Source organism: Luteimonas salinilitoris, assembly GCF_041300785.1.
In the GTDB taxonomy this organism is placed as follows: domain Bacteria; phylum Pseudomonadota; class Gammaproteobacteria; order Xanthomonadales; family Xanthomonadaceae; genus Luteimonas; species Luteimonas salinilitoris.
The window spans coordinates 154075-176250 of the sequence record NZ_JBFWIB010000002.1 but is presented as its reverse complement, the minus strand read 5'-3'; the positions used below and the strand labels follow the sequence as shown (position 1 = coordinate 176250).

The following is a 22176-nucleotide window of genomic DNA, read 5'->3' as shown; positions in this document are numbered from 1 at the left end:
TGCCCGCGGTATCGCGCGCATGGCGCGCTCCTACGGTGGTGAACACGATGCGGGCTGCGCGTGCGGCGCGGGGCGTCAGCCCGGCAGTCGCTCGCCGCTGCCCGGGTCGAACACGTGCAGCCGTCCGGCCGCGGCGCGCAGCGGCAGCCGCGCGCCCGGCTCCGGCAGTTCGCCGGGCGGGAGCCGCGCGATCAGCGCGAATGGCCCCTGCTGCAGGTTGACGAAGACCTCGTTGCCGACCGGCTCCACCACCTCCACCGTCGGCGCGAAGGCCGCGCCCGCGCCGGTGTCGCGCCGCAGGTCCTCGGGGCGGATGCCCACGTCGACCTCACTGCCAAGCCACGCCTCCGGCACGCCGTCGCCGTCCAGCGGCAGCCGCGCACCGTCGCCGAGCGCCAACGCCAGGCCGTCCTCGCGCACCAGGGTCCCACGCAGCACATTCATCGCCGGGCTGCCGAGGAACGTGGCCACGAACAGATTGGCGGGTTTTTCGTACAGCGCCATCGGGGTGTCGATCTGCTGGATCTCGCCGCCGTCGAGCACCACGATGCGCTGGCCGAGCGTCATCGCCTCGATCTGGTCGTGGGTGACGTAGACCATGGTGGCGCCCAGGCGCCGGTGCAGGCGCGCGATCTCCACCCGCATCGACATCCGCAGCTTGGCGTCGAGGTTGGACAGCGGCTCGTCGAGCAGGAACACCTGCGGGTGCCGCACCAGCGCCCTGCCCAGCGCCACGCGCTGGCGCTGGCCGCCGGACAGCGCGGCCGGCCGCCGCTCGAGCAGCGCATCGAGCTCCAGCGTCTTCGCCGCCTCGGCCACGCGTTCGCCGATCGCCGCCTTGTCGTGGCCGCGCAGCTTCAATCCGAAGGCGAGGTTCTCGGCCACCGTCATGTGCGGGTACAGCGCGTAGCTCTGGAACACCATGGCGATGTCGCGATCCTTGGGCGCGACGTCGTTGACCACGCGCTCGCCGATGCGCAGGCTGCCGGCGGTGATCGACTCCAGCCCGGCGATCATCCGCAGCAGGGTCGATTTGCCGCAGCCCGACGGGCCAACCAGCACCAACAGCTCGCCGTCGGCGACCTCGAAACTGGCGCCGTGCACGGCGACGAAGCCGTCCGGATAGACCTTCCGTACCCCCTGCAACTGCACTCTGGCCACGTTCCCTCCACTCGCCTGCACCGACCCGGCTGCATGCGAATGCGCCGCGCTCGTTCTGCGGCACCGGACATTACACTGGCCCGATGCTTGCGGTATTCTGCCATGTAATCGTTTACACGCGCTTGTACCGCAGCAATGAGGACTTCAGTCGATGAATGAACCGGGCAAGGATTTCCAGTTTCCGCAAGGGTTCCTGTGGGGCGCGGCCACCGCCGCCCACCAGATCGAGGGCTCGCCGCTCGCCGACGGCGCCGGGCCGAGCATCTGGACCCGGTTCGCCCACACGCCAGGGATGATCCTCAACGGCGATACCGGCGACGTTGCCTGTGATCACTACCGGCGCTGGCAGGACGACGTCGCGCTGATGCGCGAACTCGGCCTCAAGGCCTACCGGTTCAGCGTGTCCTGGTCGCGGATCCTGCCCGAAGGCACCGGCCGGGTGAACCAGGCCGGCCTCGATTTCTACTCGCGCCTGGTCGATGCGTTGCTGGAGAACGGCATCGAGCCGCTGCTGACGCTCTATCACTGGGACTTGCCGGCGGCGCTCGACGACCGCGGCGGCTGGCTCAACCGCGACAGCGCCGACTGGTTCGCCGAATACGGCAGCGTGCTCTATCGCGCCCTCGACGGCCGGGTGAAGAAGTGGGTGACGCTGAACGAGCCATGGGTGGTCACCGACGGCGGCTACCTGCACGGCGCACTGGCGCCCGGGCACCGCAGCAGGTACGAAGCGCCGATCGCCTCGCACAACCTGATGCGCGCGCACGGCGCCGCGGTGCAGGCGTACCGCGCCGAAGGCGCCCACGAGATCGGCCTGGTGGTGAACATCGAGCCGAAGTACCCGGCCAGCGACTCGGCCGCGGACGCGGCGGCGGTGGATCGCGCGCATGCGTACATGAACGAGCAGTACCTGCACCCGGCACTGCTGGGGCGCTACCCGGACCGGTTGCGGGAGATCTTCGGCGATGCCTGGCCGCAGTGGCCGGACGCCGATTTCGACCTGATCCGGCAGCCGCTCGACTTCGTCGGCATCAACTACTACACCCGCAGCGTCACCCGCGCCGACGACAGCTATCCGCTCAATGCCGGCGCGGTGCGGCAACCGCTGGGCACCTATTCCGAAACCGGTTGGGAGGTATTCCCCCAGGGACTCACCGACCTGCTGCTCTGGTTCAAGAACACCTATGGCGACATCCCGGTCTACATCACGGAGAACGGCGCTGCGTTCTTCGATCCACCGGTGGCCGAGGAAGGCCGGATCCGCGATCCGCTGCGCATCGATTACCTGCGCAAGCACCTGCGGGCGATCCACGATGCGATCGAGGCCGGGGTCGATGTGCGTGGCTATATGGTCTGGTCGCTGCTGGACAACCTGGAATGGTCATTGGGCTATTCCAAGCGCTTTGGTATTGTTCATGTAAATTACGATAGCCAGCAGCGCACCCCGAAGGACAGTGCGCTCTGGTATGGCCGCATGATCGCCAGCCACGGCAGGCACCTGGCCGATCCCCTGCCGGACTGAGATCACCCCCCCCTCGGAGTAGCGATGCACGACACCCTGCTGTTGTTCGGCGCCACCGGCGACCTCGCCCAACGCTACCTGTTCCCTTCGCTGCTCCACCTGTTGCGCGATCGACTGCTGCCGGCGTCCTTCCGCGTGGTCGCGATCGGACGCAGCGAGCACGACGACGACGGCTTCCGCACCTGGTTGCGCGAGCGCATGGACGACGGCGAACGCGGCGACAACGCGGCGCTCGATGACCTGCTGCAACGCATCGTCTATCACTCGATCGATCTCAACGACGCCGACGCGATGAAAGCGGCGCTGTCGCGCTATGCCGACCGCGCCGCGGTGAGCTACCTGTCGACGCCACCCGACCTGTTCGCGCCCGCCTGCCTCGGCCTGAAGGCCGCCGGCCTGCTCGAGGATCCCTCGCGGCTGGTGCTGGAAAAGCCCATCGGCCACGATCTCGCCTCGGCGCGCGCGATCAACGCCACGCTGCGCGCCAGCCTCGACGAGTCGCGCATCTTCCGCATCGACCATTACCTGGGCAAGGCGCCGGTGCAGAACCTGCTGGCGCTGCGCTTCGGCAACACCCTGCTCGAGGCGGTGTGGGAACGGCGCTGGATCGAATCGGTCGACATCATCGTCGCCGAGACCGCCGGCGTCGACGGGCGCGAGGGCTACTACGCCGGCTACGGCGCGCTGCGCGACATGGTGCAGAACCACATGCTGCAGCTGCTCGCCCTCATCGCGATGGAACCGCCCTCGGAGATCGACGCCGACAGCATCCGCGACGAGAAACGCAAGGTGCTGCGCGCCCTGCGTCCGATGACCGCCGCCGACGCCGCCCGCGACAGCGTGCGCGGCCGCTACGGCGACGGCGTGGTCGACGGCGTCGCGGTGAAGGGCTTCCAGCACGAGAGCGACGTCGGCACCTTCGTCGCGCTGCGCGCCTGGATCGACAACTGGCGCTGGTCGGGGGTGCCGTTCCGCCTGGTCACCGGCAAGCGGATGCCGGCGCGCGCCACCGAGGTGGTGGTGTCGTTCCGGCCGGTCTCGCACTGGCTGTTCGACCGCCCCAGCGCCGAGCGCGCCCCGCCCAACCGCATGCGCATGCGCCTGCAGCCCCAGGAGACCATCGAACTCGGCCTGATGGGCAGCCTGGCGGCGCCCGAATGGGGCGCGACCGAACTGCAGCCGATGTCGCTGGACCTGACCATGTCGCCGACGCCCAAGCGCCGGATCGCCTACGAGCGGCTGATGATCGATGCGCTCAAGGGCGACCAGACGCTGTTCGTGCGCGACGACGAGGTCGAGGCGGCATGGCGTTGGATCGACAGCGTCAGCGACGCCTGGCGCGAGGCCGGCGTCGGCACCCAGCCGTATCCCGCCGGATCCTGGGGACCGCCGGCCGCGGCGCCTTTCCTGCCGACCACGCTGTCCGGCAACGGGAAGCGCAAAGGATGAACGCCACCGCCGCCCACGTCCTGCTGGCCGACATCGGCGGCACCAACGCGCGCTTCGCGTTGGCGGACACGGCCGCGCCGATGCCGCTGCTGGACGACAGCATCCGCGAGTACGCGGTCACCGAGTTCCCCTCGCTGGCGGACGCCGCGCGGCATTACCTGGAGCAGACCGGCGCCGAAGCGCGCGACGGCGTGTTCGCCGTCGCCGGCCGGGTCGAGGACGACGAGGCGCGCATCACCAACCATCCCTGGGTGATCTCGCGCACCCGCCTGCGTACGCAGCTCGGGCTCGGGCAGGCGGTGCTGATCAACGATTTCACCGCGCAGTCGATGGCGATCCCGCTGCTGCGCGCCGGCGACGTCGCCCTGGTCGGCGGCGCGCCCTGGCGCCCGCACGACGGCGGCGGCGACTGCACCTATGCGGTGATCGGCCCCGGCACCGGCCTCGGCGTCGGCGGGCTGCTGATCCGCGACGGTCGCCACCATCCGCTGGAAACCGAGGGCGGCCACGTCAGCTTCCCGCCGGGCACGCCCGAGGAACTGGCGATCCTCGACCACCTATCGCGGCAGTTCGGCCGGGTCTCCAACGAACGCCTGATCTGCGGACCCGGACTGGTCAACATCTACCGCGCGCTGTCGGAGATCGCCGGCGAGGATCCGGGACCGGTACAGCCGGTCGATATCACCCTGCGCGCGCGCGCGGGCGATCCGCGCAGCATGCGCACGGTCGACGTGTTCTGCGCGGTGTTCGGCGCCATCGCCGGCGATCTCGCGCTCACCCTCGGCGCTTGGGACGGCGTATTCCTGACCGGCGGCCTGGTGCCGAAGATGCTCGAGGAGCTGCGCCACTCCGGATTCCGCCAGCGCTTCGAGCACAAGGGCCGGTTCTCCTCGAACATGGCGCGGGTGCCGTCGGTGGCGGTGCTGCATCCGCATGCCGGGCTGCTCGGCGCCGCCGCCCTCGCCGGCCGCATGTCCCCGCGGGAGCACGCGGCGTGAGCGACGAGCGCCCGCCGGTCATCGAGGAATCCACGGCGGCGGAGGGTTCGCCGGTGCGACTCCATGTCTACGATTCAGTGACGCAGTGGGTCTGGGGCGCGGCAGTGTCGATCTCCTCGGCGCTCGCCCGCAGCCTGCAGGGAAAGGCGCGGGCGCGCCTGCTGCTGTCGGGCGGCACCACGCCGACCGCGGTCTATATCGCGCTGTCGAAGGCGCCGCTCGACTGGCAGCACATCGACGTCGCCCTGGTCGACGAGCGCTGGCTGCTGCCCGACGACCCGGACAGCAATGCCCGCCTGGTCCGGGAATCGTTGCTTCAGCGCAACGGCGCCGCGGCCCGCTTCGAAACGCTGACCCGCCCCGGTCGCGGCATCGAGGAAGCGGTCGCCACCGCCAACATGCATGCCCGGCAACCGACCGACGTCGTGGTGCTGGGCATGGGCGAGGACGGACACACGGCCTCGCTGTTCCCACGCATGCGCGATCTCGACCTGGCGCTGGACACTTCCGCCGCCTATGTCGCGGTCGATGCCAGCGGCTGTGCCGGAGCCGGAAAATGGCTGCGGCGCATCAGCCTGACCCCGGCCGGGTTGCGCCCCGCACACACCCGCCTGCTGCTGATCCGCGGACAGAAGAAGCGCGACCTGCTCGACCGCGTGCTCGACGGCGACGACCCGTACGAGTATCCCGCACGCATCGCCTTCACCACGCCGGGCGCACCCTTGCATGTGCACTGGTGCCCATGAGCTGATGCCGTGAGCGCTCCTACGGGAGCCGCAACACGATCAAACCGACCTCCGCACAGCGATCCCCATGACCCTGCATCCCCGCTTCCACGACATCACCGAACGCATCCGCGAGCGCAGCCGCGACTCGCGACGCGCCTATCTCGATGGCATCGAGGCGATGCACGCCGCCGGGCCGCTGCGCGGCCACTTGAGCTGCGCCAACCTCGCCCACGGCTTCGCCGCCTGCGGCCCGACCGACAAGTCGCGCCTGCGCGGCGAGGCCACGCCCAACCTGGGCATCGTCACCGCCTACAACGACATGCTCTCGGCGCACCACCCGTACGAGAACTACCCGGAGCTGATCCGCGAGACGGCGCGCGCGCTCGGCGCCACCGCCCAGGTCGCCGGCGGCGTGCCGGCGATGTGCGACGGCGTCACCCAGGGCCGTGCCGGCATGGAGCTTTCGCTGTTCTCGCGCGACGTGATCGCGCAGGCGACCGCGATCTCGCTGTCGCACGACATGTTCGACAGCGCCGTGTACCTGGGCATCTGCGACAAGATCGTGCCCGGCCTGCTGATCGGCGCGCTGGCCTTCGGCCACCTGCCGTCGGTGTTCGTGCCCGGCGGGCCGATGCCTCCCGGCATCCCCAACAAGCAGAAGGCCGAGGTGCGCGAGCGCTACGCCGCCGGCGAGGCGACGCGCGAGGAACTGCTGGAAGCCGAGGCCGGCTCCTACCATTCGCCCGGCACCTGCACCTTCTACGGCACCGCCAACTCCAACCAGGTGCTGCTGGAGGCGATGGGCGTGCAGCTCCCGGGCTCGTCGTTCGTCAATCCCGGCACGCCGCTGCGCGATGCGCTCACCCGCGCCGCGGTCGAGCGCGCGCTGCGCATCACCGCGCTCGGCGCCGACTACCGCCCGATCGGGCGGATGATCGACGAGCGCGCGATCGTCAACGCCCTGGTCGCGTTGATGGCGACCGGCGGCTCCACCAACCACACCATCCACTGGATCGCGGTGGCGCGCGCCGCCGGCATCGTGCTGACCTGGGACGACATGGACGCGCTGTCGCAGATCGTGCCGCTGCTGGCGCGCGTGTATCCCAACGGCGAGGCGGACGTGAACCGCTTCGCCGCGGCCGGCGGCATCGCCTACTTGTTCCGCGAACTGCTCGACGCCGGCCTGATGCACGAGGACATTCCCACGGTCGTGCCGGGCGGCATGCGCGCCTATTGCGACGAGCCCCGCATCGCCGACGGCGCGCTCGGCTACGCGCCGGGCGTGGCGACGAGCGCCGACGAATCGGTGGTGCGGCCGGTCGCCGCGCCGTTCGAGGCGCAGGGCGGCCTGCGCCTGCTGCGCGGCAATCTCGGCAGCGCGCTGATCAAGCTGTCGGCGGTGAAGCCGGAATTCCGGCACATCGAGGCCCCGGCGGTCGTGGTCGACACGCCGCAGGCACTGAACAGGCTGCACAAGGCCGGCGCGCTGCCGCACGATTTCGTCGCCGTGGTGCGCTACCAGGGTCCGCGCGCCAACGGCATGCCGGAGCTGCACTCGCTGGCGCCGCTGCTGGGCATGCTGCAGAACCGCGGGCATCGCGTGGCATTGGTCACCGACGGGCGCCTGTCCGGCGCCTCCGGCAAGATCCCGGCCGCCATCCACATCACTCCGGAAGCGGCGCACGGCGGCCCACTGGCGCGCCTGCGCGACGGCGATCTCATCCGTCTCGACGGTGAAGGCGGCACGCTGGAGGCGCTGGTCGATGCAGCCGAATGGGACGCGCGGCCGCTGCAGGCCAACACCACGCCGCCGGCCTGGGACATCGGCCGCAACCTGTTCGCGGTCAACCGCGAAGTCGTCGGCCGCGCCGACCAGGGCGCGCTCTCGATCTCCTGCGGCCCGCCGCAGCACGACGGCGCCAACTGGTGGGAATACGACGCCGAGTACGAGCTCGGCGAGAGCGCCGAAGCCGCGGCGGCGCCGCATGCGTCGAAGGACGCTTGACGCTAGGAACGAGAAACGAGGAACGAGGAACGAGTAAGGGCGACTGCGCGGTTCCTCGTCTCGTCGCTCCCACCTCTCGTTTCTCGCTCCTACTCCTCCGCTTCTTTCTCTCGTTCCTCGCTTTTGGCTTCAAACCTCTCGTTTCTCGTTCCTCTCCACTCGTTTCTCGCTCCCAACGGACTGCCATGACCATCGACCAGCACCAAGCCGAAGCCGAACACCTGCTGCGCACCGCCGGGATCCTGCCGGTGATCACCGTCGACAGCATCGACCAGGGCCGCCGCATCGCCGAGGCGCTGCTGTCCGGCGGCCTGCGCACGCTGGAACTGACGCTGCGCACCCCGGCGGCGCTGGAAACCCTGGCGGCGCTGAAGAACGAGCTGCCGGACATCATCATCGGCGCCGGCACCGTGCTCGACGAGGCGCAGGTCCGGCAGTCGATCGACGCCGGCGCCGACTTCCTGGTCACGCCCGGTACGCCGCCGGCGCTGGCCGACGCGCTGGCGCTGGCGCCGCTGCCGGTGGTGCCGGGCGCCGCCACCCCGACCGAGCTGCTGGCGCTGATGGCGCGCGGCTTCCGCGTCTGCAAGCTGTTTCCCGCCAGCGCGGTCGGCGGCCTGGCGATGCTCAAGGGCCTGGCCGGGCCGCTCGCCGGGCTGAAGCTGTGCCCCACCGGCGGCATCGGCGAGCACGACGCCGCGGACTACCTCGCGCAGCCGAACGTGGTCTGCATCGGCGGCTCGTGGATGGTGCCGAAGGCATGGATCGACGCCGGCGAGTTCGACAAGATCACCGCCAGCGCCGCCAAGGCCGCCATCATCGTCGAAGGCGTACGCGGCCGGGATTGAAACCGTAGAGCCGAGCTTGCTCGGCTGCTCCGACTCCGGGGTCGCTCCGAACCGGTTCCGACCCCGGAGCCGATCCAGCGGAGCAAGCTCCGCTCTACGGGCGCCGGAAATGCGTCGCCAGTGCATAGCCCTCGCGCCGCCACAGCCACGCGTGCGCCAGGAACCAGGCCACCAGCAGCACCCCCAGGTGCCATTCCAGCACGTTCTCCAGCCGGTCCTGCAGCTCGGTGCCGCCCACCAGCGCGGTGGCGACGACGTTGGTGATCCCCAGCACCAGCATCGCCACGCAGACCGTCAGCATCGTCGTTCCCGTGAGGCGGTCCAGCCCGCCCGACCGGCGCGCCAACCGCAGGAACAGCAGCTGCGCCAGATAGCTGCAGCCGAAATAGACGATCACGCCGTAGCGGCGCAGGAACCGGTACATCTCGCCCTCGCTGCCGAGAAAGGCGGCGTAGACCGCCAGCGCCACCGCCCCGATCACGCCCATCCCGGCGATTCCCGCCGACGTCCCGGCGCGCTCGCGCAGCCAGCGCGCCGCCAGCCACCAGTGGATGCCGACCAGCAATGCGCACGGCAGCACCAGCAGCCGGAACACGTGGTTGCCCAACCCGTGCCGCGCCGCGCGGCTGATCGAGGTGCAGCCTTCCAGGTAGGGCACGCAGAACGGGACGTACCCGGCCTGCACCGACAGCCACCACGCCGAGTGCGCCGCCACCACCAGGGTGACCGCGATCGCGAGCGGAACGGGCCAGAGGGGAATCGGGGAACGGGACATGCGCGGACGGCTCCGGACGGTCCGCCGCAGGTTAACGCAGCAATCGTGTCCGTAGGAGCGCCCCATGGGCGCGATGCCGCGGGTGTCGACAGTTGCGGGACGAAATCGATCCGCGCGCCGTTGTGGACCATCCCCGGAATGGCGCGCGTGCCACCGAATACCCGCGGTATCGCGCCCATGGGGCGCTCCTACGGACAATCGCACCCACCATCATCCCTTGACGCTCCCCAGCAGCAGACCCTGGATGTAATACCGCTGCAGCAGCAGGAACAGCAGCAGCACCGGGACCACGGTGACCACCGCGCCGGCCATCATCAGTTCGACGTCCTGCACGTGTTCGCGCGACAGCGCGGCGATGGCGACCGGCAGGGTGTAGTTGTCCTGGTCCGTCAGCACGATCAACGGCCACATGAAATCGTTCCAGGCCGCCATGAAGGTGAAGATGGTCAGCGTGACCAGCACCGGCTTGAGCATCGGCAGCACGATGCGGAAGAAGATCCGCAGTTCCCCGGCGCCGTCGATCCGCGCCGCCTCCAGCAGTTCGTCCGGGATCGAGCGCGCGTACTGCCGCACCAGGAAGATGCCGAACACCGTCGCCAGCGCCGGGACGATCACCGCGCCGAAACTGTTGACCAGGCCGAGGCCCTTCATCATCAGGAACAACGGCAGCATCGCCACCTGCGCCGGGATCACCAGCGCCGCCAGCAGCAGCCGGAAGATCCGCTCGCGACCGCGGAAGCGCAGCTTGGCGAAGGCGTAGCCGGCCAGGGTGTTCACCAGCAACGCGCCCAGGGTGATCGCCCCGGACACGACCAGGCTGTTGACGAAATAGCGCCCCATGCCGGCGCGTGCGAACAGCGCCTCGTAGTTGCCGGCGGTGAGCGCCGAAGGCAGCAGCGGCGGCGGGAACCCGCTGGCCTCGCCCTGCGGCATGAACGAGACCGACAGCATCCACGCCAGCGGCGCCAGCGCGACCAATGCCAGCGCCACCAACGCACCGTTGACGGCGAACACGGAAAGACGGCTGGTGCCGACGTCGCGGTTCATACCATCCGCCTGCGGCGGCCGAAGCGCAGCAGCACCGTGGTCACCGCGAGGATGATCAGGAACAGCAGGAACGCCACCGCCGAGGCGCGGCCCAGGTTCCACCACATGAAGCCCTCCTCGTACATGAAGTACAGCACGCTGACCGTGCTCTGCAGCGGATCGCCGCGGGTCATCACGTAAGGTTCGGCGAACAGCTGGAAATAGCCGGAGATGGTGATCACCCCCACCACCAGCAGCACCGGCCCCAGCATCGGCAGGGTCACATGCAGGAACTGCTTCCAGCGCGAGGCGCCGTCGATGCGCGCGGCCTCGTACAGGTCCTGCGGGATCGCCTGCAGGCCGGCGAGGAAGATCACCATGTTGTAGCCGAAGTTCTTCCACACCGCGAACAGGATGATGGTCGGCATCGCCCAGCGCGGATCGCCCAGCCAGTCCACCGGCGAAATGCCGACGTGGCCGAGCGCCCAGTTCACCAGGCCGTAGCTGGTGTGGAACAGGTAGCGCCAGATCACCGCCACCGCGACCAGCGTGGTCACCACCGGCGCGAACAGCGCGGTGCGGAACAGCGGCTTGAAGCGCGCGACCCTGGTGTTGAGCAGCAGCGCCGCGCCCAGCGACACCGCGATCGACAGCGGCACGCCGACGACGACGAAATACGCGGTGTTGCCCAGCGACTTCCAGAACAGCGGCGTGCGCAGCAGTTCGAGGTAGTTGTCCAACGCGACGAAGCGCAGGTTGCCGAGGTCGGCCAGCGCGTAGAGATCGAAGTCGGTGAGGCTGAGCAGCAGCGCAGACGCGACCGGAACGGCGAAGAACACGCCCAGCACCACCAGCGCCGGCGCGGCGAACAGCCAGCCGGCGAGACTAGCGCGCACAGTCGCCTGCCCCGGACATGATCACTCGCGCGCTCCCTTGGGGCTGGGGGGGATTTGCGGGACGCTCGCCGTTCACAACCCCGCCCCGTGCTCGCGCACCCAGCGGCGCTTCTCCAGCAGCGCGTCGACGCGCGCGTCCAGCCGGCGCACCGCCGCGTCCTGCGACATGCCGCCGCGCACAACGCGTTCGCTGGCCAGGCGCATCTCCTGCATGATGCGCTCCCACTCCAGCACCTTGGGCGTGGGCTTCACCCGCTCCAGCTGGTCGCGGAAGGCCTGCGCGTATTCGTCCTGCTGCAGCTCCGGATACTCCCAGGTGCTGCGCCGCGGCGGCAGGTTGCCGATCAGCGCATGGAAGCGCTGCTGGATGTCCGGACGCGACAGGAATTCGACCAGCTTCCAGCTTGCGTCCTTGCGCTCGGATTGCCGGAACAGCACCAGGCTGGTACCGCCGGCGATGCCGGCCCCCGGGCCGCCCGGGCCGGGCAGCGGCGCAGTGCTCCAGTCGTCCTGGACGTCCGGCGGCAGCCGGTTGCGGAACTCGCGGATGTTCCAGGGCCCGGACACGTAGAAGGCGAAGAAGCCGTTCCCGAATTCGTCCCAGACGTTGGAGATCTGCGTCTCCGACATCGGCGGCGCCCAGCCCTGCTCGAAGATGTTGACGTAGAACGCCAGCGCGCGGCGGAAGCCCTCGCTGCGGAAGTTGCCGCGCGTATCGTCGTCGCGCAGCAACGGATCGTCCTGCTGCAGGCCCAGCGACAGCAGCTGCTCGAACTCGTTGAGCGGCAGCATCGCGGCATAGCGTCGCGGGCCGACCTCGCGCTTGACCGCGGCCATGGCCGTCTCCCACTCCTCCCACGAGCGCGGCGGCGCGTCGAAGCCGGCCGCGGCCAGGATGTCCCTGCGGTAGAACAGCAGCCGCGTATCCACGTACCAGGGCACCCCGAGCAGCTGGCCGTCGATGACGTTGGTGTTCCAGATGCCCCGGAAATAGTCGTCCGGGTCGACCACCTCCGATTCGTCCACGTAAGGCTGCAGGGGTTCGAGCGCATCCAGTATCGCGAACTCCGGCACCCATGTGTTGCCGAGCTGGCAGATGTCCGGCAGCGCATCGGCGGCGAACGCAGTCAACAGCTTCTCGTGCGCCGAGGTCCATGGGACCTGCTGCACCCGCACCCGGATCCCCGGATTTTCGCGCTCGAAGTCGGCGATCAGCTCGGACACGACCTCCGCCTCGCGGCCCATCGCCCAGAACCGGATCACGGTCTCGTCCGTGCCGCGGGCACAGCCGGCCAGCAGCACCGTCGCCAGGCAGCCAAGAACGAGCAGTCTTAGTCCCCGTGGAACCGGCGGAAACCGCAGCCCCTGTGGGAGCGACGGACGCCGCAGCCTCTGTGGAAGCGACGGAAGTCGCGACGCCGGTGCGCCTGCGGGCGGGGAAGCGGCGAGCTCGCGCGCGCGCAGGCGTCTCGACTTCCCGGCGGCGGCATGCCGCCGCCACTCCCACATGACGGATAGCGGCGCGTGGCAGCGGGTGTAGACCGCGGTCTTCTGCATCGCGCCAGCCTACTGCACCGGCCGCGTCGCGCCACCATCCGCTTCACCTTCCTCCTGATCCGCCGATGCGTCCGACCGGCGTTTGCCGGCCGTCGCTTCCGCTTTTTCTTCATCCGGGCGGTCGCCGGCCGCGTCTCCGGCTTCGGCGCTCCCTTCCTCCGCGGAATCGTCGGCCGTCGCTTCCGCCTCCTCAGCCTTCTCGGCTTTCTCGGCCTCCTCCAGCCAGCCGCCGGTGAAGCCGGCACGGCGCAGGCCTTCGCGGATGTACGGGTTCTTGCGCATGACCTTCCAGACGAAGTCGTTGCGGTAGTTGGCGATCATCGCCAGGATCGGCCCTTGGTCGATGGAGATGTAGTCGCTGGCCACCCAGCCCAGGTCCGGCACGATGCGCCCGGTCTTGAGCGGCACGTCGTAGCCGAAGCTGGGATTGATCGCATCGAGGAAGCCGTAGCTGGAGAACAGGTGCTCGCCGTAGCGGTTGTGCATCTCCTCGGTGGCGGGGATCACGATCTCCGGCGCGAACGCGATCGATGCGACCGCCGCCGTGGGCGCGATGGTGCCGTCGTCGAAGGCCACGCGCAGGCCCGCGCCGCGCGCGCTGTAGTGGCGGAACTCGCGCTCTTCGCCCTCGTACTCCTGGTCGGTGCGCTGCGGCCCGTCGCTCGCGGTCAGTCCCCACACGTTCTCGCCGTAGTCCTTCCACCGCATCGGGTTCTCGATCGCGTACTGGCGTTGCGCGTAGGTCGCGCGGCGGCTGTTCTCGAAATAGTCGATCCCGCGCTCGCGCATGTAGGCGTCGCGGATACCGCGGAAATCCACCCAGGTGTGCGAGTACTGGTGGCCGAAATGCGGCGCGAAGCTCAGGTATTCCTGGCCCTGGAACACGCCCCAGCTCTCCTCGTAGGTGCGCGTCCACGCCTCCCACGCCTCTGGCTCGACCGGGTGCGTGGGCGAGCCCAGCGCCAGGATGTAGACCAGCATCGCCTCGTCGTAGCCGGTCCAGTCGTGCTGGATGAACCCGCGCCCCGGGTACCAGCCCATCGAGATCAGCGGCGGCCGCTGCTGCAGCCACGGCCACTCCACGCGCCGGTACAGCTCGTCGGCGATCTCGCGGATCTCCTGCTCGCGCTCGTCGTCGCCGTCGTAGTAGCTCTGCGCGAACAGCACGCCCATCATCAGCAGGCCGGTGTCGACGCTCGACAATTCCACCCAGGGTTCGTAGCGGTGGCCCTCGTCCATGTCGATGAAGTGGTAGTAGAAGCCCTTGTAGCCGGTGCGGCCCTCGGCCTCGGGGCCCATGTCCGCGTCGCGGAAGAACCGCAACGTCGTCAGCGTGCGCTCCACTGCCTGGTCGCGGCTGATCCAGCCATTCTCCAGTCCGATCGGGTACGCGGTCAGCGCGAAGCCGACCGCCGCGATCGACGAGAACGGACGCGAGGGAAAACGGTCCGGCGTCAGCCCGTTCAGCTCGTTGGTGGTGTCCCAGAAGAACTGGAACGTGCGCTTTTCGATGTCGCGGAACAGCGGCGGCAGTTCCGGCGGCCCCTGCGGCTCGGCCTCCGGCCGTGGTTCCGGCTCGGGTTCCGGCACCTGCACCTGCGCGATCGGCCCCGGACGCGGCGGCTCGACCTCGGGCGCCTCCCGCTTGCAGCCGCCGAGCAGCGCCAGGCCCAGCAGGGCCAGGCAGGCGGGAATCCAACAGCGTCGACCGATTCGTATCATGACAACCTTTCTGTAATCGTTTACACGGACAGTTTAAAAAATCGGCCGCCCGCTTGCGAGGGCGGCCGGCGGAGCAAGGTTTACCAGTTCACGCCGAAGGAGAGTTTGAACGAGCGCGGCGGCTCATAGATGTCGAGTCTGTGGGCGCCGAGATTCGGATTGGGTCCATCCTCGACATCGCCCCAGTAGTCGTCGAAAGTTCTCCAATTGCGCCAGTCGAACACGTTGAGCAGATCGGCTCGGACATAGAAGTTGATATCGGTGCCGGTATCCCAGGTCTTGGTTGCCGCAAGGTCGAATCTTTTTAGTCCGATCGTGCCGTCGGGGGTAAAGGAATCCCATTGGCACAGGCTCGGCCCCGCAAGGCAGTTCTCCGAAATCTGCCGCTTGGGGCTCTCCAGCGTGAGCTTGCCCGACCAGGTGACGCCCCATGGCCCATCCCAGATGGCCGTGCCGACGAAGCGGTGCTCTGCGACATTGCGCGCGGGCAGCCAGCCGATGTGGTCGGTATCCGGCCGCGAGAAGATCTCCGGCCATCCCTCGGGCACGATGTTCTGCTCGCCGTCGGTATAGGTGTAGGCGAACGTCGTGCCCCAGCCGGAGTCCTCGCTGAAGGGCTTGTCGAGCTTGAGCAGCAGCGAGTTGGTCTTCGTCTCCGCCATGTTGTCGACCAGCAGGATGGTGCCGACCGGCGAAGCGAAGCCCCACGGCGTGCCGGAGGTGTCGCCCGGCTCTGCGAAGAAGCTGCCATCCTCGCGGCGGTTGCCAAGCCGGAACACGATGCCGTCGTGGCTGCGCACGTGCGACAGCGTCACTTCGCTGTTCCACTCGTGGCCGAACATGTCGAAGATGTTGCGCACGCCCAGGCTGAACTGATCGGAGTACGGCACCTTCAGGTCATTGTTGTTGAGGTACCACTCGCGTCCGGTGTTCAATGTCTGCGCGAGCTGCCGGAGCGCATCGGGATCACGGTATGCCTCGTCCCAGGGGATGCAGCCCGCGGCGTTCCTGCACTCGCCGTCGACATCGACGAAATACGCGTTGTATCTGGCGAAGGAAGCCCGGTTGACCTCGATCTGCAAGTAGTCGAACAGGTTGCGGTCGTAGGCGCGGCCGGCGCCGCCGAAGACCACGAAACGTTCGTCTGCATTGACGTCATAGGAAAATCCGACCCGCGGTTGCCATGCATCCTTGAAGGCACTGCGATTGCTGCCGTCGCTCAGATAATTCTCGATGTCGTAGTCGATGTTCGGCCCTTGCAGGTTCGGCCAGGCGCGCAGCGCCGCGGCGACCTCGGGCGGCGTCACGTAGTCCTCGTAGGTCGGGGTCTCCTCGTAGTCCCAGCGCAGGCCGAGGTTCAGGGTCAGGTGATCGTTGACCTCCCAGTCGTCCTGGACGTAGATGCCGAACTGCTTGTTCTTCGAGGTGGTGAAGCCTTCCGCGGTCCCGGGAATGCCGGCGCCGAATTCGGCCCGATACGGCTGCTCCGTGCTGAGGCCGATGTCGTAATAGAACATCGGGTTCGAGAAATGGCGCTCGGCCGCCTCGACTTCGACGCTCTTGTACTTGACGCCCATCTTCAGGGTATGTCCTTCCCAGCCGAAGAAGGTCAGGTCGTCCTGGAAACCCCAGCCGCGCTGGCCCTTGTCCTGGTTGTTCGGACTGCCGCCGGCGTTGAGGATATCGCCTATCTGCAGCCGTTCGCCCGGCGTCGACAGGTCCGATACCCGCAACGCGTAGCCGGGCGCGGCCACTACGCCATGCGGCGCGAAGGAAGTATCCTCGAACGTGATGTGCGCATCGTTCAGCCAGCGCTCGCTGTTGAACTGATAGCGCAAGTCGTAGCGTGTCACTTCATTCGCGTTCAGGGTGGCGCGCTCGGGCACGTTTCTTTCCCCGACCCCGATGATCTCGTCTTCCTCGCGCACCTGCGCGGTGAACTCGAGGAAGCTGGAGTCGTTGATCGACCAGCTCAGCTTGCCGAAGTACATGTCCTGCTGGAACGGCGAATTCGCGGGCCCCAGCTGCGCCAGCAGGTCGTCGGGCACGTCGTCGACATCGTAGCGGCCCTCCTCGCCCAGTTCCACGGTCCTCGGCGTCACGTAGTCCTTGGCCTCATAGGCGACGAAGAAGTGCAGCCGGTCGCGGATGATCGGCCCGGCCAGCGAGACGCCGTACTGCTCCTCCTTGGAGTCGACCTTCTCGCCGTCCTCTTCTTCCGCGGGCGTCATCTTGCGCCAGTCGGACGAGGTCCGGTCCCAGAAGAAGTTGCCTTCGAACTCGTTGGTACCGGAACGCGTCGCCGCCACGACCGCGGCACTGCTGATCTGGTCGAACTCGGCCTTATAGTTCTGGGTGATGACCTTGTATTCGCCGATCGCCGATTGCGGGAACGGGTTGCCGCGCGTGGAATCCTGCCCCGCCACGCCGCCGGGCAGCGTGTAGCTCTTCTGGCCGACGCCGTCGATGAACACGTTGACGGCGCTCGCGGCCTGGCTGCCGGAGCGCAGGCGGGTGTTGCCGTTGGCGTCCTGGATGAACTGGACCCCCGGCACCGTATCGGCGAACGCGAGGAAGTTGCGGGTGCCCTGCGGCAACGATTCGATCTGCTTCTGCGTCACGTAGGTCGCGATCTCGGACGTGCGAGTCTCCGGCAGCGCGATGCCGGTCACCACCACCGTCTCCAGGTCGGTCGCCTCGGGTGCCGGGGCGGCCTCGTCGACGCCGCCGACGCCGAGGTTCAGGGTGGCCGTCTGCCCGACCTGCAGGATCACGGTCTCGGTCGTGGTCTGCCCGTCGGCCGTCACCTGCACGCGATAGGTGCCCGGCGGCAGGCCGGCGAGGTTGTAGCCGCCCGCGGCCGTGGATTGCACGGTCCGGCTGAGGCCGGTGTTGACGTTGGTGGCGGTGACCTGCGCGCCCGCGGCCGGGTCGGAGTCTGCGGAGACGCGGCCGCGCAGGGTCGCGGAGGTGGCCTGCGCCAGGGCGGCAGGGGCGGCGAGCGCCAAGCCGAATGCCAGGGCGCAACAGAGCAGTTTGCGGGCGGGCGCGCGGCCCGCACGGGAGGGGGAAAGTACATCAGCCATCAACAAAACCTCGAAGTCTCCAGGGGGGGTTGTTGTTCTGCAATCCATGCGGTCCGAGGATCCGCACCACCCCCCTCATGGCGCCGATCTCGTTACCAGTCCAATGCGAACGAGAGCTTGAAAGTACGCGTTGGCACGAAGATCTCGAGGCCGGTACGATCGCCCAGTTCCGGGTTCGGCGGGCCCCCTTGCTCTCCGCGATTGCCCTCGAACTGGTTCCAGTTGCGCCAGTCGAAGACGTTGATCAGGTCGGCCCGCACCTTGAACCCGAGATTGGTACCGGTGTTCCAGCGCTTCTCGGCGGCCAGGTCGAACTGCTTGTAGCCGATCGTGCCGTTGGGCGTGTACGGGTCGTAGAAGCACAGGTAGTTGGGCTCGGGCTCCGGCGGCGAGTTCAGGCAGTTGTTGGTCGCCTTCGGCGTATGGCTGGCCAAAGTCAACTTGCCGCTCATGGTCACGTCCCATCCGGGCGACCAGATCCCGGTCAGGACCAGCCGATGCCTGGGCACGCCCGTCGACCGGTAGAACTGGTCGGTGATGAAGGGATAGTCGAACAGGGAGGTTTCGCCGGTCGATAAGTTGGGACGGTTTTCCTTCGCGTCGCTGTAGGTGTAGGCGAGATTGACGCTCCAGGACGAGGCCTGGGTGAACGGCTTGTCGATGGACAGCAGCAGCGTGTTCAGCTTGGTCTCGAACCCGTTGTCGGCCAGGATCAGGTTGCCGTAGCCGGGAATGGCGAATGTAAACGGCGCGTCGCCCCAGGTCTGCCCGAGCGACTCGTGCTCATGGAAGCTGCCATCTGCCCTGCGGTTGCCCAGACGGAAGTAGATGCCGTCCTTGCCGCGGATGTGCGCCAGGGTGACCGATGTGTTCCAGTCGATCTCGCCGAGGGTGATGGTGTTGCGCATGCCCAGGCTGAACTGGTCGGAGTACGGCGTCTTGAGATCGTTGTTGAGCAACTGCACCTCGCCTCCTGCCACTGGATTCGCCGCTGCATAGGCGGCCAGGCCCTCCGGCGTCAGCAGCGCCGGATCGAAGGGAATGCAGCTGGCGCTGGGCTCACATTCGTGGATCGGCGTGGAAAAATTGACCTCGTAGGTAGTGAACGCACCGCCGTAGTACTCGCGCGCCATGTAGTCGAACAGATTGCGGTCGTAGGCGCGCCCGGCGCCGCCGAAAATCACGTGGCGCTGGTCCGCGAACAGGTCGTACGAGAAGCCGACGCGCGGCTGGAACGCGCTCTTGAAGTTGCTGCGGTTGCTGCCGTCGCTGATGTAGTCCTCGATGTCGTAGTCGGCGTTCTGGATGCTGGTCCAGCCGCGCAGCGCAGCGGCGATGGTCGGGTCGAGCCGGAAGTCGGTATAGCTGGAAATATCCTCGTAGTCCCAGCGTACGCCGAGGTTGAGGGTCAGCTTGTCGTTGACATCCCAGTCGTCCTGGATGTAGATCCCGAACTGCTTGTTGTTCGACTCCACGAACGGCTCGCGGCCGATGCGCGGTGTGGTGTACTGGATCCGGTACGGCTGGGTCAGGCTCTCGTCGACGTCGTACCAGTAGCGCGGAAACGGCGGAAACTGCTGGAACGCGTTCAAGTCGAGATCCTTGTACTTTAATCCGATCTTGACGGTGTGGTTCTCCCAGCCGAAGAAGGTAAAGTCGTTCTGAAACGCCCAGCCCTTCTGCCCTTTGTCCTGGAAATTGGGGCCGCCGCCGGTATTGAGAACCTCCAGGGTGAGATTGTTGGGATTGTTGGGATCCACCACCGTGTAGCGGTTGCTTGTCGCCTGAGTGATCGGCGACGGGTTGTAGGCAGCCTCCTCGAAGGTGATGTGGGCCTCGTTCAACCAGTTCTCGGTGGAATACAGCGATCGCAGGTCGTAGCGGGTCTCGTCGTTGATGAGCGCAGTGCCGGCGGTGGGGACGTTGACGCCGCCGATGCCCAGGATGCCGGTCTCCTTGCGTTGCCGGCCGGTGAACTCGATCAAGTGGTCGTCCGTCGCCTGCCAGCTCAGCTTGCCGAAGTACACGTCCTGGTTGAACGGCGCGCTGGCGCCACCGTATTGCGAGGTGATCTCCTCTGGAAGCGTTGCCGGGTCGACCGCGTCCGGCGGCCGGATTGATGAAGGCCTGACGATGTCCTTGGCCTCGTAGGCCAGGAAGAAATGCAGTTTGTCGCGGAGGATCGGGCCGCCGAATGTCGCGCCGTACTGCTCGACCTTCTCGGCGTTCTTGGCGCCGTCCTCCTCTTCCAGCGGCGTGGGCTTGCGCCAGGTCTCGTCGGTGTGGTCCCAGAAGAAGCTGCCGGAGAAATCGTTGGTGCCGGATCGGGTCACGGCGGTGACCGCGGCGCTGCTGATCTGGTCGTACTCGGCCTTGTAGTTGGAGGTGATCACCTTGTACTCGCCGATCGCCGATTGCGGGAACGGATTGCCCTCGCTGTCGTCCTGGCCGGTGATGCCGCCTGGGGTCACGTAGTTCTTCTGGCCCACGCCGTCGATGTAGACGTTGATGTTGCTCGCGCCCTGGGCGCCGCTGCGCAGCTGCGTTTCCCTTCCGCTGGGTGGCGTGGTGAGCAGCATGCCCGGCACGATATCAGCGAAAGCGAGAAAGTTGCGCGAGTTCTGCGGCAGCGCGTCGATCTGCTTCTGCGTGACGTAGGTGACGATCTCCGAAGTGCGCGTCTCGACCAGACTCGTGCCCGTGACGACGATCGTGTCGAGATCCGTCGCTTCCTGCGGGCCGGTTTCCGCGACGCCGCCGACGCCGAGGTTGAGCGTGGCGCTCTGCCCGACCTGCAGTGTCACCGTCCGCGAGCTCGTCTGGCCGTTCGCGGTGACGTCGACCCGATAAGTGCCCGGCGGCAAGCCCGCGAGGTTGTAGTTGCCCAGGCTGCTGACCTGGGCACTGCGGGCCAAGCCGGTGCCGAGGTGGGTGGCGGTCACCTGCGCATCGGTGGCGGGCGCCGAATCCACGGACACCTGCCCCCGCAGTGTCGCCGCGGTCGACTGCGCCAGGACAGCGGGCGCAGCCATGGCCAAGCACGCACCCAGCGCGCAACTGAGAAGCGTGCGATTGCATCTGCGTACCACGGTGGACTTGTTCATCGGTTCCTCCCCAGGATTGATCGTCATTCAGCAATGTCTAAGTCGTGTGAAATCGTTTACACCAACGAAAAAATAAAAAGCGGCTTGCTTTACCTCACCTGCGCACGGCCCGGCTGGATTCGCGAATCGCCAGCTCCGGCACCAGCGCCGTCACACTTCCGTTTCCGTTTCCTTGCAGCAGCGCGCGCAGCGCCGCACCGCCGAGCTCGGCGATATCCACCCGCATGGTGGTGAGGCTCGGATGCACGTAGCGCGCCAGCGGGATGTCGTCGAAGCCGGCGAGCGCGATGTCGTCGGGAACGCGCACGCCGGCCTGGCTGAAAGCGAACAGGCAGCCCAGCGCCATCATGTCGTTGGCCGCGAACACCGCGTCCGGGCGCGCGTCGGCCGCCAGCAGTTCGCGTCCGGCGCGATGGCCGGAGGCCTCGTCGAAATCGCCCGGCAACACCCGGGACTCGGCGTCGGGCAGCATCTCGGCCAGGGCGTCGCGATAGCCGCGCAGGCGTTCGCGGGCATCGAAGTTGCCGTCCGGGCCTGCGATGAAGGCGATGTGGCGATGGCCGGCCTCGACCAGGTGGCGGACCATCGCCCGGGCGCCGCCGTAGCTGTCGACGCGGATGACAGGGTGGTCGTCGGCATCGCCGCTATTGATCAGCACTGCGGGCAGCGCGGGCGCGAGGCTGCGTTCGAGGAAACCGCGCTCGCCGACGAACGGCGACATCACCAGCAGTCCGTCCACCCGGCCGCGCATGGCGCGCAGCGCGGCGCCCTGCTCTTCCGGATCGCCGTGGTAGCTGGAGACCAGCAGATGCAGCCCGCGCTCGCGGGCGACCACATCGATGCCGCGCATCAGTTCGGAAAAGAACTCGCCGTACAGGTCCGGCAGCACCACGCCGATGGTCTGGGTGCGACGGCTGCTCAGGCTGCGGGCGGCGTGGTGCGGGCTGTAGCGCAGGCGATCGGCGACGCCGAGCACGCGCTTGCGCACTTCCTCGGCCACGTTGTCGTGTCCGTTGAGCGCCCGTGAGACGGTGGCAACGGACACGTTGGCTTCACGTGCGACATCTTTGATCGTGACGCTCACCCGCCCTCCAAGGCTACGTCGGTCTGCGCCGGACTGTAATCGTTTTCACACCCTGTTTCATGTTGCAGGACAGCATGGACAGGGCGGCACGATGACCGAACGGCGACGTGGTATCAACCGCGGCCGCCACCACGGCAATGTCGCCGCGCTCCTACAGACTGCGGAGGCGCCTCGCTCCGTAGGAGCGCGCCATGCGCGCGATACCCGCGCGGTTG

At 67.9% G+C, this 22176-nt stretch carries 15 protein-coding genes; 6 read left to right on the top strand and 9 right to left on the bottom strand.

All coding sequences use genetic code 11. The annotated features are described in order from the left end of the window. Positions 1 to 75: 75 nt before the first annotated feature. Positions 76 to 1161 (bottom strand): ABC transporter ATP-binding protein, encoded by a 1086-nt coding sequence (locus tag AB5T46_RS04115; protein WP_370562587.1) that lies wholly within the window; start codon positions 1159 to 1161, stop codon positions 76 to 78. Between the two features lie 151 nt (positions 1162 to 1312). On the opposite strand from AB5T46_RS04115, the gene AB5T46_RS04110 reads away from it, so the two are divergent. From AB5T46_RS04110 to eda, 6 genes are all read left to right on the top strand, one after another. Next, entirely contained in the window at positions 1313 to 2683 is a 1371-nt protein-coding gene (locus tag AB5T46_RS04110; protein ID WP_370562586.1) for a GH1 family beta-glucosidase, read from the top strand. Positions 2684 to 2707: 24 nt separating this feature from the next. Next, on the top strand, positions 2708 to 4132 hold the full coding sequence (gene zwf / locus AB5T46_RS04105) for a glucose-6-phosphate dehydrogenase (RefSeq protein WP_370562585.1): 1425 nt from the start codon (positions 2708 to 2710) through the stop codon (positions 4130 to 4132). Then, entirely contained in the window at positions 4129 to 5130 is a 1002-nt protein-coding gene (gene glk / locus AB5T46_RS04100; RefSeq protein ID WP_370562584.1) for a glucokinase, read from the top strand. Before zwf ends, glk begins: the two co-directional genes overlap by 4 nt. Positions 5131 to 5183: 53 nt before the next feature. Then, the gene (pgl, locus tag AB5T46_RS04095) at positions 5184 to 5876 is read left to right on the top strand and encodes a 6-phosphogluconolactonase (protein ID WP_370563094.1); all 693 of its coding nucleotides are present in this window, start codon (positions 5184 to 5186) and stop codon (positions 5874 to 5876) included. A gap of 67 nt (positions 5877 to 5943) precedes the next feature. Then, the gene (gene edd / locus AB5T46_RS04090) at positions 5944 to 7863 is read left to right on the top strand and encodes a phosphogluconate dehydratase (RefSeq protein WP_370562583.1); all 1920 of its coding nucleotides are present in this window, start codon (positions 5944 to 5946) and stop codon (positions 7861 to 7863) included. 185 nt (positions 7864 to 8048) lie between these two features. After that, positions 8049 to 8711 carry a bifunctional 4-hydroxy-2-oxoglutarate aldolase/2-dehydro-3-deoxy-phosphogluconate aldolase gene (gene eda, locus AB5T46_RS04085; protein WP_370562582.1) on the top strand — a complete coding sequence of 221 codons (663 nt, stop codon included), beginning with the start codon at positions 8049 to 8051 and terminating at the stop codon, positions 8709 to 8711. A gap of 94 nt (positions 8712 to 8805) precedes the next feature. Here the strand turns inward: eda and AB5T46_RS04080 are convergent, their stop codons facing one another. The 8 genes from AB5T46_RS04080 to AB5T46_RS04045 all read right to left on the bottom strand — a co-directional run bounded on the left by AB5T46_RS04080 (position 8806) and on the right by AB5T46_RS04045 (position 21961). Further along, positions 8806 to 9486 carry a hypothetical protein gene (locus tag AB5T46_RS04080; protein WP_370562581.1) on the bottom strand — a complete coding sequence of 227 codons (681 nt, stop codon included), beginning with the start codon at positions 9484 to 9486 and terminating at the stop codon, positions 8806 to 8808. A 210-nt stretch (positions 9487 to 9696) separates the two neighbouring features. After that, positions 9697 to 10533, bottom strand: coding sequence for a carbohydrate ABC transporter permease (locus AB5T46_RS04075; protein ID WP_370562580.1), 837 nt, complete (start codon positions 10531 to 10533; stop codon positions 9697 to 9699). Beyond that, the gene (locus tag AB5T46_RS04070; RefSeq protein ID WP_370562579.1) at positions 10530 to 11408 is read right to left on the bottom strand and encodes a carbohydrate ABC transporter permease; all 879 of its coding nucleotides are present in this window, start codon (positions 11406 to 11408) and stop codon (positions 10530 to 10532) included. The genes AB5T46_RS04075 and AB5T46_RS04070 overlap by 4 nt, the downstream gene beginning before the upstream one ends. A 72-nt stretch (positions 11409 to 11480) precedes the next feature. Next, complete coding sequence (locus AB5T46_RS04065) at positions 11481 to 12770, bottom strand: sugar ABC transporter substrate-binding protein (RefSeq protein ID WP_370563093.1); 1290 nt, start codon at positions 12768 to 12770, stop codon at positions 11481 to 11483. 204 nt (positions 12771 to 12974) lie between these two features. Further along, complete coding sequence (locus AB5T46_RS04060; protein ID WP_370562578.1) at positions 12975 to 14687, bottom strand: glucoamylase family protein; 1713 nt, start codon at positions 14685 to 14687, stop codon at positions 12975 to 12977. Positions 14688 to 14767: 80 nt separating this feature from the next. Beyond that, on the bottom strand, positions 14768 to 17773 hold the full coding sequence (locus AB5T46_RS04055) for a TonB-dependent receptor (protein WP_370562577.1): 3006 nt from the start codon (positions 17771 to 17773) through the stop codon (positions 14768 to 14770). A gap of 92 nt (positions 17774 to 17865) precedes the next feature. Beyond that, on the bottom strand, positions 17866 to 20877 hold the full coding sequence (locus tag AB5T46_RS04050) for a TonB-dependent receptor (protein WP_459558936.1): 3012 nt from the start codon (positions 20875 to 20877) through the stop codon (positions 17866 to 17868). A 94-nt stretch (positions 20878 to 20971) separates the two neighbouring features. Further along, on the bottom strand, positions 20972 to 21961 hold the full coding sequence (locus tag AB5T46_RS04045) for a LacI family DNA-binding transcriptional regulator (RefSeq protein ID WP_370562575.1): 990 nt from the start codon (positions 21959 to 21961) through the stop codon (positions 20972 to 20974). Positions 21962 to 22176 lie beyond the last annotated feature (215 nt).